This is a genomic window from Streptomyces silaceus, from assembly GCF_001419745.1.
GTDB lineage: Bacteria > Actinomycetota > Actinomycetes > Streptomycetales > Streptomycetaceae > Streptomyces > Streptomyces silaceus.
On sequence record NZ_LIRJ01000329.1, the window covers coordinates 1 to 14,275 of the forward strand.

The 14,275-nt window shown below is 69.2% G+C and carries 9 protein-coding genes and 2 pseudogenes; 9 read left to right on the forward strand and 2 right to left on the reverse strand.

The window, feature by feature from the left end; all coding sequences use genetic code 11:
* The 5 genes and pseudogenes from AOK22_RS43025 to AOK22_RS27610 form a co-directional block, all read left to right on the forward strand.
* A pseudogene (locus AOK22_RS43025) lies at positions 1-410 on the forward strand (aspartate aminotransferase family protein); the annotation flags it as partial.
* Between the two features lie 100 nt (positions 411-510).
* Entirely contained in the window at positions 511-2,718 is a 2,208-nt protein-coding gene (locus AOK22_RS27595; protein WP_208606453.1) for an IucA/IucC family protein, read from the forward strand.
* 36 nt (positions 2,719-2,754) lie between these two features.
* Positions 2,755-3,480 carry a GNAT family N-acetyltransferase gene (locus tag AOK22_RS27600; RefSeq protein WP_055701430.1) on the forward strand — a complete coding sequence of 242 codons (726 nt, stop codon included), beginning with the start codon at positions 2,755-2,757 and terminating at the stop codon, positions 3,478-3,480.
* 58 nt (positions 3,481-3,538) lie between these two features.
* Positions 3,539-5,410 carry an IucA/IucC family protein gene (locus AOK22_RS27605; protein WP_055701431.1) on the forward strand — a complete coding sequence of 624 codons (1,872 nt, stop codon included), beginning with the start codon at positions 3,539-3,541 and terminating at the stop codon, positions 5,408-5,410.
* A gap of 40 nt (positions 5,411-5,450) precedes the next feature.
* Complete coding sequence (locus tag AOK22_RS27610; protein ID WP_055701432.1) at positions 5,451-7,436, forward strand: ATP-dependent DNA helicase; 1,986 nt, start codon at positions 5,451-5,453, stop codon at positions 7,434-7,436.
* A 160-nt stretch (positions 7,437-7,596) separates the two neighbouring features.
* On the opposite strand, the gene lexA is transcribed toward AOK22_RS27610, so the two are convergent.
* Positions 7,597-8,382 (reverse strand): transcriptional repressor LexA, encoded by a 786-nt coding sequence (lexA, locus tag AOK22_RS27615; protein ID WP_030778599.1) that lies wholly within the window; start codon positions 8,380-8,382, stop codon positions 7,597-7,599.
* Between the two features lie 519 nt (positions 8,383-8,901).
* Between lexA and nrdR the strand changes: the two genes are divergently transcribed.
* Together nrdR and AOK22_RS27625 are read left to right on the forward strand one after the other, a co-directional pair.
* Positions 8,902-9,432 (forward strand): transcriptional regulator NrdR, encoded by a 531-nt coding sequence (gene nrdR, locus AOK22_RS27620; protein ID WP_055701433.1) that lies wholly within the window; start codon positions 8,902-8,904, stop codon positions 9,430-9,432.
* A 137-nt stretch (positions 9,433-9,569) separates the two neighbouring features.
* The gene (locus AOK22_RS27625) at positions 9,570-12,467 is read left to right on the forward strand and encodes a vitamin B12-dependent ribonucleotide reductase (RefSeq protein WP_055701434.1); all 2,898 of its coding nucleotides are present in this window, start codon (positions 9,570-9,572) and stop codon (positions 12,465-12,467) included.
* A 126-nt stretch (positions 12,468-12,593) separates the two neighbouring features.
* On the opposite strand, the gene AOK22_RS27630 is transcribed toward AOK22_RS27625, so the two are convergent.
* The gene (locus tag AOK22_RS27630) at positions 12,594-13,160 is read right to left on the reverse strand and encodes a TerD family protein (RefSeq protein WP_055701435.1); all 567 of its coding nucleotides are present in this window, start codon (positions 13,158-13,160) and stop codon (positions 12,594-12,596) included.
* A 166-nt stretch (positions 13,161-13,326) separates the two neighbouring features.
* On the opposite strand from AOK22_RS27630, the gene AOK22_RS27635 reads away from it, so the two are divergent.
* Together AOK22_RS27635 and AOK22_RS41055 are read left to right on the forward strand one after the other, a co-directional pair.
* Positions 13,327-14,148, forward strand: a complete 822-nt coding sequence (locus tag AOK22_RS27635) for an arylamine N-acetyltransferase family protein (RefSeq protein WP_055701436.1) — start codon at positions 13,327-13,329, stop codon at positions 14,146-14,148.
* 33 nt (positions 14,149-14,181) lie between these two features.
* Positions 14,182-14,259 (forward strand): annotated as a pseudogene (locus AOK22_RS41055) (DUF4937 domain-containing protein); the annotation flags it as partial.
* Positions 14,260-14,275 lie beyond the last annotated feature (16 nt).

Sequence of the window (14,275 nt, forward strand, 5' to 3'; positions counted from 1 at the left end):
GGCTCACGTCTTACGGGGGCGGGCTCACGCCTGACGATGGAGCGGGCCTGACGATTCCGTCGCAGACCGTGCCCGTCCGAGGAGGAGGGGCCGATGCCGCTCCTTCGTCGTCCTCCCTCCCGGGTTCCCTGCCCGGCCGGTCCACCTCGCCCACCCCGTCCGTCGAAGCCCCGGACGGTCTCCCCTTCACCGCACGGCCCCACCCGCCGGCACCCGAACTCGCCGCCGCCGTACAGCGCGAGTGCCTGCGCCGTGGGCTCATCGTCGAGTTGGGCGGCCGCCACTCCAGCGTCGTCAGACTCCTTCCTCCTTTGACCATCACCGACGAGCAGGCGTCCGCGATCCTCGACCGCCTCGCCGACGCGCTGGCCACCGCGGCGCGCGCCCATCACGGACAACCGAACGGATAACCAAGACGGACCCAGGTCGTCCCCGGCGGTCGTCCTCCGCCGGGCACAGCCCGACCCCCGTCGTCATACGGAGCTCGAACAACCTCACAAGGAAGCCCTCTTGAACGCCACCCCCGCATCCGAAGGCCGTCCCCACTCCCACGCCTCAGGCGCGTGCGGCACCCAAACCTCACTGGTGGCGGAGTCCGGTACGGTCCCCCGGCAGAAGGGTGGCGGCCAGGAGGCCGAGCGCCTGCGCGGGACGTCCACCGACCTGCTGGAGCACCCCGACCCGCACACCGCCGCGCAGGCAGCGGCCGTCGAGAACCTGCTGCGCTGCTGGGTCAGGGAGAACAACCTCCCCGCTCCGGACCACGGAGCCCTGCGCATCCCTCTCGACGCCAGCGGAACGGCCCTGCTCGTCCCCGTGCACTACTGGTCGGCCACCGGCTGGCACCGCTTCGGCCTGCCCTACCTCGCGGACGGCCCAGCGAGCGCCCCTCCCGTCGACGCCGTCACCGTCGCCGCCCTCCTCGGCCGCGAGTCCGCCCGCCGCAGTACCGCGAACCCCTCGCAGGCGGGGCCGGCGGTGGAGCCCGTCGATGGCCCGGGCACCTTGGACGAGCCGGGGGAGTCGGGTCTGACGGACGGCGTAGGCAACGCAGCCGGCTCGGACGGCCCGGTCGACTCCGCTGGATCGGCCGACGTGGACGGCGCAACCGACGCGGGCGTCACAACCGGTACGGACGGCGCAACTGGTGCTGCCGTCACGACCGACACGGACGGTGCAACCGGCACGGGCGGCGTAACTGGCACGGACAGCGCAACCGGCGCGGACAGGTCAGCCCACTCGCACACCTGCCTCGCCCCGGTCGACGGCGCCGACCTGGTCGGCCGCGTCGCCGATTCCGTCCGTCGCACGGCCGAGTTCATCGCCGACCGGCGCAGTACACCCGGTGACCACCCCGACCTCTTCCTCGCCGCTGAACAGTCGCTGCTCCTCGGTCACCCCCTCCATCCGACCCCCAAGAGCCGCGAGGGTCTGTCCGACACCGAATCCCGCCTCTACTCACCCGAACTGCGCGGCGCCTTCGCCCTGCACTGGCTTGCCGTCGACCGCTCGGTGCTCGCCGCCGACTCGGCCTGGACCGAGCGCGGCCGCACCGTCTCCGCCGAGCAGCTCACCGCCCGCCTCGCCGGGCCCGACCTGCCACTGCCGGACGACCGCGTCGCCCTGCCCGTACACCCCTGGCAGATCCGGGAACTCCGGCACCGCCCCGAGGCCGCCGAACTCCTGGACGCCGGGCTCCTCCAGGACCTCGGCCCGCACGGCACCCCGTGGCACCCCACCTCCTCCGTACGCACCCTGTACAGCTCCGGCGCGGCCGCCATGCTGAAGCTCTCCCTCGGCCTGCGCATCACCAACTCCCGTCGCGAGAACCTCCGCAAGGAACTCCACCGCGGCGTCGAGGTCCACCGGCTGCTGCGCAGCGGCCTCGCCGAGGAGTGGCAATCGGTCCACCCCGGCTTCGACGTGGTCCGCGACCCGGCGTGGCTCGCCGTCACCGGCTCCGACGGCGCACCCGTACCCGGGCTCGACGTCATGATCCGGCACAACCCCTTCGGCCCCGGCGACGACGCCACCTGCATCGCCGGGCTCGTCTCACCCCGACCGTCGGCCCTCTCCGCCGGCCAGGACCGCCGCCCGATGCACTCCAGACTCTGCGAGACCATCACCCGGCTCGCCGGCCGAACGGGCCGCCCCCGAGGAGCCGTCGCCACGGAGTGGTTCCTGCGCTACCTCGAGACCGTCGTCCGTCCCGTGCTGTGGCTGGACAGCGAGGCGGGCGTCGCCCTGGAGGCGCACCAGCAGAACACCATCCTCCTGCTGGACGCCGACGGCTGGCCCGTGGGCGGCCGCTACCGCGACAACCAGGGCTACTACTTCCGCGAGTCCCGTCGCGCCGACCTCGACCGAAGGCTTCCCGGCATCGGTCAGGACAGCGACACCTTCGTCTCCGACGAGGTCACGGACGAGCGATTCGCCTACTACCTCGGCATCAACAACGTGCTCGGCCTCATCGGAGCCCTCGGCGCCGAACGGCTCGCGGACGAGAAGCTGCTGCTCGCCGCCTTCCGCCGCTTCCTCCGCGACGTCGCCTCGGGACCCGACCGGCTGCGCACCCCGCTGCCCGCGACCCTGCTCGACTCACCCGTGCTGCGGTGCAAGGCCAACCTGATGACCAGGCTCCACGGCCTCGACGAACTCGTCGGCCCAGTCGACACCCAGTCCGTCTACGTCACCATCGCCAACCCCCTTCATTCCTGAGGAACATGCCCCACCTCTTCTGACAGGAGCGATGCCGTGCCCCCCACTGACGCGAGCACCGACACCGACACCGGGACCGAATCCGCCACCACGGGCGCCGACGGCACCGACACCCTCGACCTGCGCCTGCCCGACGAGCTCGTCGCCCTGCTGGCCGCCGAGGGCGACGGAGCGGCGGCCATGGCGGGGGACGATCTCCTGGACGGAGTCGCGAGGTGGGGGCCGGTCACCACCGCTGCCGGTGTGTTCCAGCTCGTACCCGTACGTCTCGAACGCGACCTCCCTCTGATCAGCCGGTGGATGAACGACCCTGCAGTGGCGGCCTTCTGGGAACTGGCGGGCCCCGAAGCCGTCACAGAGGCCCACCTGCGTCCCCAGCTGGAAGGGGACGGACGCAGCGTCCCTTGTCTGGGCGCGCTGGAGGGCACGCCGATGAGCTACTGGGAGATCTATCGGGCGGACCTCGACCCGCTCGCCCGTCACTACCCCGCGCGTCCGCACGACACCGGAATCCACCTCCTCATCGGCGGTGTCGCCAACCGCGGCCGTGGCCTGGGCACTTCGCTGCTCAGAGCGGTCGCCGACCTGGTCCTCGACCACCGCCCCGCCTGCGCACGAGTCGTAGCAGAACCCGACCTGCGCAACACCCCCTCCGTCTCCGCATTTCTGAGCGCCGGCTTCCGCTTCTCGGCAGAAGTGGATCTGCCCGACAAACAAGCGGCGCTCATGGTCCGCGACCGGGCCCTGCGCGCCGTCCTCTGACCCGATCACTTTTGATACACCGCTCGACCCGATCTGGTTCCCTCCCTGAGGAGTCCCCGTGCCGAATCCGTCAGCCAGCCAGATTTCCCGCCCCACCGCGGAGCTCTACGACCCGCCCGAGCTGACCCAGGACAGATGGGAAGAGGCCGGGCGCCGGCTCCTCGCCAAGATGATCGGCGAGTTCGCGTACGAGGAGATCATCCGGCCGGTGCCGGCGGCGGAAGGAGGGAGCGGCAGCTATCAACTCCCGCTCGAATCTCCCGAACCGGGCGGATCCGCGGGCACGTCCGAGCGACGGGGCGGCAGCCGCCTCACCTTCCGGGCGCGCCGCGGGTCGTACGGAAGTTGGCACGTCGACACGGCAGGGCTGGCCCTCGCCGAGCGCGAAGGCCCGGCGCTCCCCTTCAGTGACCCTCTTCGATTCCTCGTGCTGGCCCGCCGGACCCTGGGCCTGGACGGCGCCACGCTCGGCCACCTCATCCGCGAACTCACCGTCACGCTCAGCGCCGACGCCCGCATCGACCACACGGCCCTCAGCGCCGCCCAACTCGCCGATCTCGGCTACGCGGAACTCGAAGGACACCAGACCGGCCACCCTTGGCTCGTCCTCAACAAGGGACGCATCGGCTTCTCCGCGAGCGACACCGACCAGTGGGCCCCCGAGGCCCGCCGCGCCACGACGCTCCCGTGGATCGCCGTCCACACCGACCTCGCCACCTACCGGGGCGTCGCGAGACTGGACACCGCCCAGCGGCTCTACGACCGAGAACTCCCCACCGACGTCCAGCAATCCTTCGAGGACTTACTCCGCGCGCGGGGGCGCGACCCCCAGGAGTACCTCTACCTGCCGGTGCACCCCTGGCAGTGGGACGAGGTCGTCCTGCCGCTCTTCGCCCCGACCGTCGCCACCGACGCCATCGTCCCGCTCTGCAGCGACGGTGACCAGCGCCTTCCCCAGCAGTCCATTCGTACGTTTCTCAACGTCTCCCGGCCCGACCGGCACACCGTGAAACTGCCGCTGTCGGTCCTCAACACTCTGGTGTGGCGCGGTCTCCCCACAGAGCGCACCATGGCGGCCCCCGCCGTGACGGCCTGGATGCACGCCCTGCGCGATGCCGATCCCTTCCTGCGCGACGAATGCGGAGTGATCCTCCTGGGCGAAGTGGCATCGGTGGCCGTCGAGCACCCGGAGTACGACGGACTGGCCGAAGTCCCGTACCAGTACAGGGAACTGCTCGGCGCCATCTGGCGCGAGCCGATCACCCGCTACCTCGCCCCGGGAGAGCGCGCCCGCACCCTCGCCTCACTGCTGCACACCGACCCCGACGGCAGGGCCTTCGTCACCGAGCTCGTCGAACGCTCCGGGCTCGCGCCCGTCGCCTGGCTGCGGCGCTTCTTCGCGGCCCTGATGCCGCCACTGCTGCAGTTCCTCTACCGCTACGGAACGGTGTTCTCTCCTCACGGGGAGAACACCATCGTCGTCTTCGACGACAAGGAGGTGCCTGTCCGGCTCGCGGTGAAGGACTTCGTGGACGACGTCAACGTGAGCGCCGTACCGCTTCCCGAGCACGCCTCGATGCCGGCCGACGTACGTGACGTACTGCTGACCGAGCCCCCCGGGTTCCTCACCCAGTTCATCCACTCCGGGCTTTTCGTAGGCGTCTTCCGCTATCTCGCGCCCCTGTACGAGGAACAACTGGGCGTCACGGAGGCCGACTTCTGGTCCCTCCTGCGGACCGAGATCCTCCGGCACCAGGCGCGCGCTCCGGAGCTGAAGGAGCGGTACGAGATGTTCGACCTGCTCACACCCCGTATCGAGCGGCTGTGCCTGAACCGGAACCGCCTCCACCTCGACGGATACCGGGACCGCCCCCAGCGTCCCCACGCCGCGGTCCACGGCACCGTGCCCAACCCTCTCCATCAGCCTTGATCGCCGGATTGTCAGTGGGGCACCGTAGGGTGGTCGCGCTATGACGAAGCCCTCCCTCCCCGAGCTCCTGCACGCCGCCGTCACCGCTGTCGGCGGCACGGAACGCCCTGGCCAGGTGTCCATGGCCGAGGCCGTCGCCGAGGTGATCGACGACGGCTCCCACCTGCTGGTCCAGGCCGGTACCGGCACAGGTAAATCCCTCGGCTACCTGGTCCCGGCCCTGGCGCACGGAGAGCGTGTGGTGGTCGCTACGGCCACCCTCGCCCTCCAGCGTCAGCTCGTGGAGAGGGACCTTCCGCGCACGGTGGACGCGCTGCATCCGCTGCTCCGCCGCCGCCCCCAGTTCGCGATGCTCAAGGGCCGCTCGAACTATCTCTGCCTGCATCGCCTCCACGAGGGCGTGCCGCAGGAAGAGGAGGAGGGGCTGTTCGACCAGTTCGAGGCGGCCGCGCCCACCAGCAAGCTGGGCCAGGACCTGCTGCGGATGCGGGACTGGGCGGACGAGACCGAGACCGGCGACCGCGACGATCTCACTCCGGGTGTGTCCGATCGCGCCTGGGCGCAGGTGTCGGTCTCGTCCAGGGAGTGCCTCGGCGCCTCGAAGTGCGCCTACGGGGCGGAGTGCTTCGCCGAGGCGGCCCGAGAGCGGGCCAAGCTCTCCGAAGTCGTCGTCACGAACCACGCGCTGCTCGCGATCGACGCCATCGAGGGCGCCCCGGTCCTGCCCCAGCACGAGGTGCTGATCGTGGACGAGGCCCATGAGCTGGTGTCCCGCGTGACCGGCGTGGCCACGGGCGAGCTGACCCCCGGGCAGGTCAACCGAGCCGTGCGCCGGGCTGCCAAGCTCGTCAACGAAAAGGCCGCCGACCAGCTGCAGACCGCTTCGGAGGGCTTCGAGCGGCTGATGGAGCTGGCTCTGCCCGGCCGACTGGAGGAGATCCCCGAAGACCTCGGGTACGCGCTGATGGCGCTGCGTGACGCCGCCCGCACGGTGATCACGGCGCTCGGTTCGACGCGGGACAAGTCGGTCCAGGACGAGGACGCGGTCCGCAAGCAGGCGCTCGCCTCGGTGGAGTCGATCCACGGGGTGGCGGAGCGGATCACGAACGGTTCCGAGTACGACGTCGTCTGGTACGAGCGCCACGAGCGGTTCGGTGCCTCCCTGCGCGTGGCCCCGATGTCCGTGTCGGGGCTCCTCCGGGAAAAGCTCTTCGCCGACCGTTCGGTGATCCTCACCTCCGCCACGCTCAAGCTCGGCGGTGACTTCAACGGAGTTGGGGCCTCGCTGGGCCTGGCCCCCGAGGGCACCGAGTCCGAGGACGCCCCTGTCTGGAAGGGCCTCGACGTCGGCTCGCCGTTCGACTACGGCAAGCAGGGCATTCTGTACGTCGCCAAGCACCTGGCCCGCCCGGGGCGCGAGGGCACCCGCAGCGACATGCTCGATGAGCTGGCGGAGCTGATCGAGGCCGCCGGCGGGCGCACGCTCGGCCTGTTCTCCTCGATGCGTGCCGCCCAGAGCGCGGCCGAGGAGCTGCGGGAGCGCCTCGACATGCCGATCCTCCTTCAGGGCGAGGAGACCCTGGGTGAGCTGATCAAGGGCTTCGCCGCGGACCCGCGGACCTGTCTCTTCGGGACGCTCTCGCTCTGGCAGGGTGTCGACGTGCCGGGGCCGAGCTGTCAGCTGGTGATCATGGACAAGATCCCGTTCCCGCGCCCCGACGATCCGCTGATGAGCGCACGCCAGAAGGCGGTCGACGATGCCGGGGGCAACGGCTTCATGGCCGTCGCTGCGACGCATGCGGCGCTTCTGATGGCGCAGGGAGCGGGGCGTCTCGTGCGAGCGTCCGGGGACCGCGGAGTGGTCGCGGTCCTGGACCCGCGCCTGGCCACCGCGCGCTACGGAAGCTATCTGAAGGCTTCGCTGCCCGATTTCTGGTACACGACGGACCGCAATCAGGCGCGCCGCTCCCTGGCGGCGATCGACGCCGCGGCCAAGGCGGACGAGGCGAAGGCCGACGAGGCCTAGGGCTGGAAGAGGCCGAGGACTGCTTGGGTGCTGCCGCTGCTGTGGCGGCAGCACACTCACGGTTCCTCAGCTCCCCGGACGTAGCCCGGAGAGCCCAGGAGACGCAGCAGGGCCCCGGAACCGGCGCAGTTGGTCCCGGGGCCCGGTCAGGGGCGGAGGCTCACACCCGCCGCAGCACCGCCACGACCTTGCCGAGGATGGTCGCCTCGTCGCCGGGGATCGGCTGGTACGCGGAGTTGTGCGGGAGCAGCCAGACGTGCCCGTCCTCGCGCTTGAAGCGCTTGACCGTGGCTTCGCCGTCCAGCATGGCGGCCACGATGTCGCCGTTCTCCGCGACGGGCTGGCGGCGCACCGTGACCCAGTCGCCGTCACAGATGGCGGCCTCGATCATCGAGTCACCGACGACCTTGAGCACGAAGAGCTCACCGTCACCCACGAGCTGCCGGGGGAGGGGGAAGACGTCCTCCACCGACTCCTCGGCGAGGATCGGGCCACCGGCCGCGATGCGGCCGACAAGCGGGACGTACGAGGCGGCCGGCTTGCCCGTGGTGTCGGTGGGCTGGCTGCTCGGCTGGTCCGAGCCACGCACCTCGTACGCGCGCGGGCGGTGCGGGTCGCGGCGCAGGAAGCCCTTGCGCTCCAGAGCCATCAGCTGGTGGGCGACCGAGGAGGTGCTCGACAGCCCGACCGCCTGACCGATCTCCCGCATCGACGGCGGGTAGCCGCGCCGCTGCACGGAGTCCCTGATGACCTCGATCACCCGGCGCTGCCGATCGGTGAGGCCGGAGCTGTCGGCGCGGATACCTGGAGGTCGGCCCGGCAGGGAGCGGGTGGGCTTGGGCCCCTCCTGGTTCGTGGCTGCGTCATTCATGGCATGCACCGGCTCGAGTCGGCTCTGGGAGCGGTCCTGGGCAGTGATGGTGGCGCTGTCTGCGGTGGTGGTCACGTCGGTCGGCCCCTCTCGAGATGTTCTCTCCCTAGCTAGCCAACGGTAGTTGCTTTCGAAAGGTTGCGCCAAACACACGTTCGAGTGAAAAATCGCAGATTACCTGACGTGATCATGTGTCCGGGTGTATGGCTAGCGTTCGGGCCGAATGGCAATTCGGTTCATTACGGTACGCTTCACCGCCGGGACAGTGAGCCCCTCGGTGGCGCTCCCAATACTGCCACCCGGCACCCCGTCAACCCGGCACCGGCCCCTCTCCCGAGCGGCGCGAGTGACGGCTTCGTTGCGTCTGATGTGGCTCTGGTGCGGTTCGGGCGTGGTCCGGGGCGGCGCGACACGCGCAGGGCGGGAAAAGCGGCCAAACCCCAGATCTAGTGGTTGGATTGCGGCAGCGGCCCAGAAGTTGTGGTCCCTGGTCTTTCGAGGCCTCGGGGATCGCCTATGCTTGGGGCTGCTTCGAGGGCCCCGAAGGGCCGTTGAGGTCGATGAGTCGTGCCGTGAAGGAGGGTTGGGAGTTCCATGCACTGCCCCTTCTGCAGGCACCCCGACAGCCGCGTAGTCGACAGCCGCACCACGGACGACGGCACGTCGATCCGCAGGCGCCGTCAGTGCCCCGACTGCTCCCGTCGTTTCACGACCGTGGAGACGTGCTCACTGATGGTGGTCAAGCGCAGCGGTGTGACCGAGCCCTTCAGCCGCACCAAGGTCATCAACGGTGTCCGCAAGGCGTGCCAGGGGCGGCCGGTCACCGAGGATGCCCTCGCTCTGCTCGGCCAGCGGGTCGAAGAGGCGGTGCGTGCCACCGGAAGCGCCGAGCTGACCACTCATGACGTGGGCCTTGCCATACTCGGTCCGCTGCAGGAGCTCGACCTCGTCGCCTACCTGCGCTTCGCGTCGGTGTACCGGGCCTTCGACTCGCTCGAGGACTTCGAGGCTGCCATCGGGGAGCTGAGGGAACAGCGGCTCGACGCGGACGGAGAGCGCGTCGTGAACGACTGCGGGCCCGGAGGGACTGTCGAAGTCCCGGTGCCCGCCACCGCCGTCGACTGACCGGCTGACCGACCGGCCGGCGGCGAACCAGACCTGTTGAGGGTGTCCTTCGGGGTGCCCGCAACACAAGACACACATCCGTGCCACGGGAAGAACGTGGCACTTCAGGGCGTTTTAGCCTGATACAGGGAGGCGGCATGACCGAGACGACGAGCGGCCCGGCACGAGGTTCCCGCGCCAAGGGATCCAAGGCCAGCAAGGGTCTGCGTATCGAGCGCATCCACACCACCCCCGGCGTGCATCCGTACGACGAGGTGGTCTGGGAGCGCCGTGACGTCGTCATGACCAACTGGCGCGACGGCTCGGTCAATTTCGAGCAGCGTGGCGTCGAGTTCCCCGACTTCTGGTCGGTGAACGCGGTCAACATCGTCACCAGCAAGTACTTCCGCGGGGCCGTCGGCACCCCGCAGCGCGAGACCGGCCTCAAGCAGCTGATCGACCGCATCGTGAAGACGTACCGCAAGGCCGGTGAGGACTACAACTACTTCGCCTCACCCGCCGACGCGGAGATCTTCGAGCACGAGCTGGCGTACGCCCTCCTGCACCAGATCTTCAGCTTCAACTCGCCGGTCTGGTTCAACGTCGGAACGCCCCAGCCGCAGCAGGTGTCCGCCTGCTTCATCCTGGCCGTCGACGACTCCATGGAGTCGATCCTCGACTGGTACAAGGAAGAGGGCATGATCTTCAAGGGCGGCTCCGGTGCCGGCCTGAACCTCTCCCGTATCCGTTCCTCCAAGGAACTGCTCTCCTCCGGAGGCAACGCCTCTGGCCCCGTCTCCTTCATGCGTGGTGCCGACGCCTCCGCCGGAACGATCAAGTCCGGTGGCGCCACCCGCCGCGCGGCCAAGATGGTCATCCTCGACGTCGACCACCCCGACATCGAGGGCTTCATCGAGACCAAGGTCAAGGAAGAGGAGAAGATCCGCGCCCTGCGCGACGCGGGCTTCGACATGGACCTGGGCGGCGACGACATCACGTCCGTCCAGTACCAGAACGCCAACAACTCGGTCCGCGTGAACGACGAGTTCATGAAGGCCGTCGAGACCGGCTCCCAGTTCGGCCTGCGTGCCCGCATGACCGGTGACGTCATCGAAGAGGTCGACGCCAAGTCGCTCTTCCGCAAGATGGCCGAGGCCGCCTGGGCGTGCGCCGACCCCGGCATCCAGTACGACGACACCATCAACGCCTGGCACACCTGCCCGGAGTCCGGCCGGATCAACGGCTCGAACCCGTGCAGCGAGTACATGCACCTGGACAACACGTCCTGCAACCTCGCCTCGCTGAACCTGATGAAGTTCCTGAAGGACGACGGCAAGGGCAACCAGTCCTTCGACGCCGAGCGCTTCGCCAAGGTCGTCGAGCTGGTCATCACCGCGATGGACATCTCGATCTGCTTCGCGGACTTCCCGACGCAGAAGATCGGCGAGAACACCCGCGCCTTCCGTCAGCTGGGCATCGGCTACGCCAACCTCGGCGCCCTCCTGATGGCGACCGGTCACGCGTACGACTCCGACGGCGGCCGTGCCCTCGCCGGCGCCATCACGTCGCTGATGACGGGTACGTCGTACAAGCGCTCCGCCGAGCTGGCCGCGGTCGTCGGTCCCTACGACGGCTACGCCCGCAACGCCACGCCGCACAAGCGCGTCATGAAGCAGCACGCCGACGCCAACACCGCGGCCGTGCGCATGGACGACCTGGACACGCCGATCTGGGCCGCCGCCACGGAGGCCTGGCAGGACGTGCTCCGTCTCGGCGAGAAGAACGGTTTCCGTAACTCCCAGGCGTCCGTCATCGCCCCGACCGGCACCATCGGTCTCGCGATGTCCTGCGACACCACCGGCCTGGAGCCCGACCTCGCCCTGGTCAAGTTCAAGAAGCTCGTCGGCGGCGGCTCGATGCAGATCGTCAACGGCACCGTGCCGCAGGCCCTGCGTCGTCTCGGCTACCAGGAGGAGCAGATCGAGGCGATCGTCGCCCACATCGCCGACAACGGCAATGTGATCGACGCCCCCGGCCTGAAGACCGAGCACTACGAGGTCTTCGACTGCGCCATGGGCGAGCGCTCCATCTCCGCGATGGGCCACGTCCGCATGATGGCCGCGATCCAGCCGTGGATCTCGGGCGCCCTCTCCAAGACGGTCAACCTCCCGGAGACCGCCACCGTCGAGGACGTCGAAGAGGTCTACTTCGAGGCCTGGAAGATGGGCGTCAAGGCGCTCGCCATCTACCGCGACAACTGCAAGGTCGGCCAGCCGCTCTCCGCCAAGAAGAAGGAGGACGAGAAGGCCGAGATCACCGAGAAGACCGAGGCGACGATCCGCGAGACCGTCGAGAAGGTCGTCGAGTACCGTCCGGTCCGCAAGCGCCTCCCGAAGGGCCGTCCCGGCATCACCACCTCCTTCACGGTGGGCGGCGCCGAGGGCTACATGACCGCCAACTCCTACCCGGACGACGGTCTCGGCGAGGTCTTCCTGAAGATGTCCAAGCAGGGCTCGACCCTCGCGGGCATGATGGACGCCTTCTCCATCGCCGTCTCCGTCGGTCTGCAGTACGGCGTGCCCCTGGAGACGTACGTCTCCAAGTTCACGAACATGCGCTTCGAGCCGGCCGGCATGACGGACGACCCGGACGTGCGGATGGCGCAGTCGATCGTCGACTACATCTTCCGTCGCCTGGCGCTGGACTTCCTGCCCTTCGAGACGCGCTCCGCGCTCGGCATCCACTCCGCCGAGGAGCGTCAGCGTCACCTGGAGACGGGTTCGTACGAGCCCGCCGAGGACGAGGTCGACGTCGAGGGCCTGGCCCAGTCCGCCCCGCGGCAGACCGAGTCCCTGAAGGCGGTCTCCGCGCCGAAGGCGGAGGCCGAGACGGCCAAGCCCGCCACGCAGCAGGCGCACACCAGCGCCGAGCTCGTGGAGATGCAGCTGGGCATCCAGGCCGATGCGCCGCTGTGCTTCTCCTGCGGTACGAAGATGCAGCGCGCCGGCTCCTGCTACATCTGCGAGGGCTGCGGCTCGACCAGCGGCTGCAGCTGATCCCGGGATCGGCCTCTCGGGGCTGAACTGAACGGTCAGGGCGGTGGTGCCGATGTCTCGGCGCCACCGCCCGTGGCGTTTGTGTCGCCCGGTCCCGTGATGCCTTGTTGAGGAGCTGGGGCCGCGTCAGGTGGCCGGAGGGCCCGCCGGATCCTGGTCCACGGAGATGAGCTCGCCGCCCATGCGCGAGGCGAACGACGTCGGGTCGGCGTCGAAGCCGTGGATGACCTCGCGGAACGACCAGGCCCCGGACGCGTCCCGGGTGAACTCGGCGACGGTCGAGGCGGTGCTTCCGGAGACGCCCGCCAGGTCGTTCAGTGCCAGCTCCGTGTGACCCTCGCGAATCCGGAACGCGGCGTTCGCGATGTCGCCGAACACCTTCTGCTCCTCGTGCTGCTGTATGGCGACGCCCACCACCACCCGGGTGATCGTGGGGGCGAGCCGGTCCAGCTCCAGCGTCATGACCTCGTCGTAACCGAAACCCTGGCCCGTCCTGCTGTCCCGGTTGAGGGCGATGGTGCCGTCGGGGGAGCGACTGTCGAAGTGCACGAGGTACACGGGGCTGCCGTACGGAGCGTCCGCCGTGTACGTCGCGGCGATGATGTCGAGGTCGTTGGGCGACTCCCCGATCGGGCTCGGATCCCACTTGAGGCCGACCTCGACCTTCTTGATCCCCTTGCTGACACTGCTCAACGGACTTCCCCTCCTCGTGACCGGTGGCTGTGGACGCCCCAGGCGTGCCCAACACCAACGCTACGACGTAGGACTGACAGCGACGTAGCGTTTCTGGTCAGGTGGGGCAACTGAGCCCGGAGTGAATCGGGTTGGTGCGGGGAGCGGTCGCGGAGATCATTGCTTCATGACATGGAACGGGGAAGAACTCGATCTCGACGCCTACTTGGCGAGAATCGGGCACACAGGCGCGACGAAGACGGATCTGGACACTCTGCGCGCGCTCCACAGGGCGCACGTGCTGGCGATCCCCTTCGAGAACCTCGAGATCATGCTCGGCCGTCCGGTCCCGCTGGAACTGGCGGCACTTGAGGACAAGATGGTGCGCAAGAGGCGGGGCGGTTACTGCTACGAACAGAACCTGCTCTTCGCCGCGGCCCTGGAGCGCATCGGCTTCGATGTCACCGGACTCGGTGCACGGGTCAGGGCGGGTGCGTCCACCACGCGCGCGGTGACGCACATGCTTCTGAAGGTCGAGGTGGACGGCGAGGCGTGGCACTGCGACGTGGGGTTCGGCGGGGACGGGTTGCTCGAACCGATCCCGCTGCATGCCGGTGGGGAAGTGCAACAAGGAGAATGGCGTTTCGCGCTCCAGCAGGAGGACGACGGGGTCCTGGCGCTGCGGACGTGGAGCCCCGACGGGTGGCTCGATCTCTACGCGTACGGCCAGGAGAGGCGTCTGCCCGTCGACTACGTAGTGATGAACCACTACACGTCGACCCACCCCAAGTCGTCCTTCATTCGCCGTCCGGTGGTGCAAAGGGCCACTCCGGAGGTCCGTCGCAGACTGGTGGGCGATCAGCTGACGGTGACGCGTGCGGACGGCTCGGTGGAGGAACGAGCCGTTCCTGTGGGCGAATTGGCGGACGTTCTCGCACGAGAGTTCGGTGTCGAGTTGGGCGCGGACGATTCGGCCGCGCTGATCCGGGTGCACTACGCCGGAGCGTGACCCTGGCCCTGCTCCGCGCCGTACGATGGCGCGGTGCTGGTCAAGTGGATTCGCTGCACCGTGGTCGACCGTCGGGGATTCGAACGAGGGCAGCGAAAGTGGGCGGGGCTGTAGGGGGAGCCGGGCT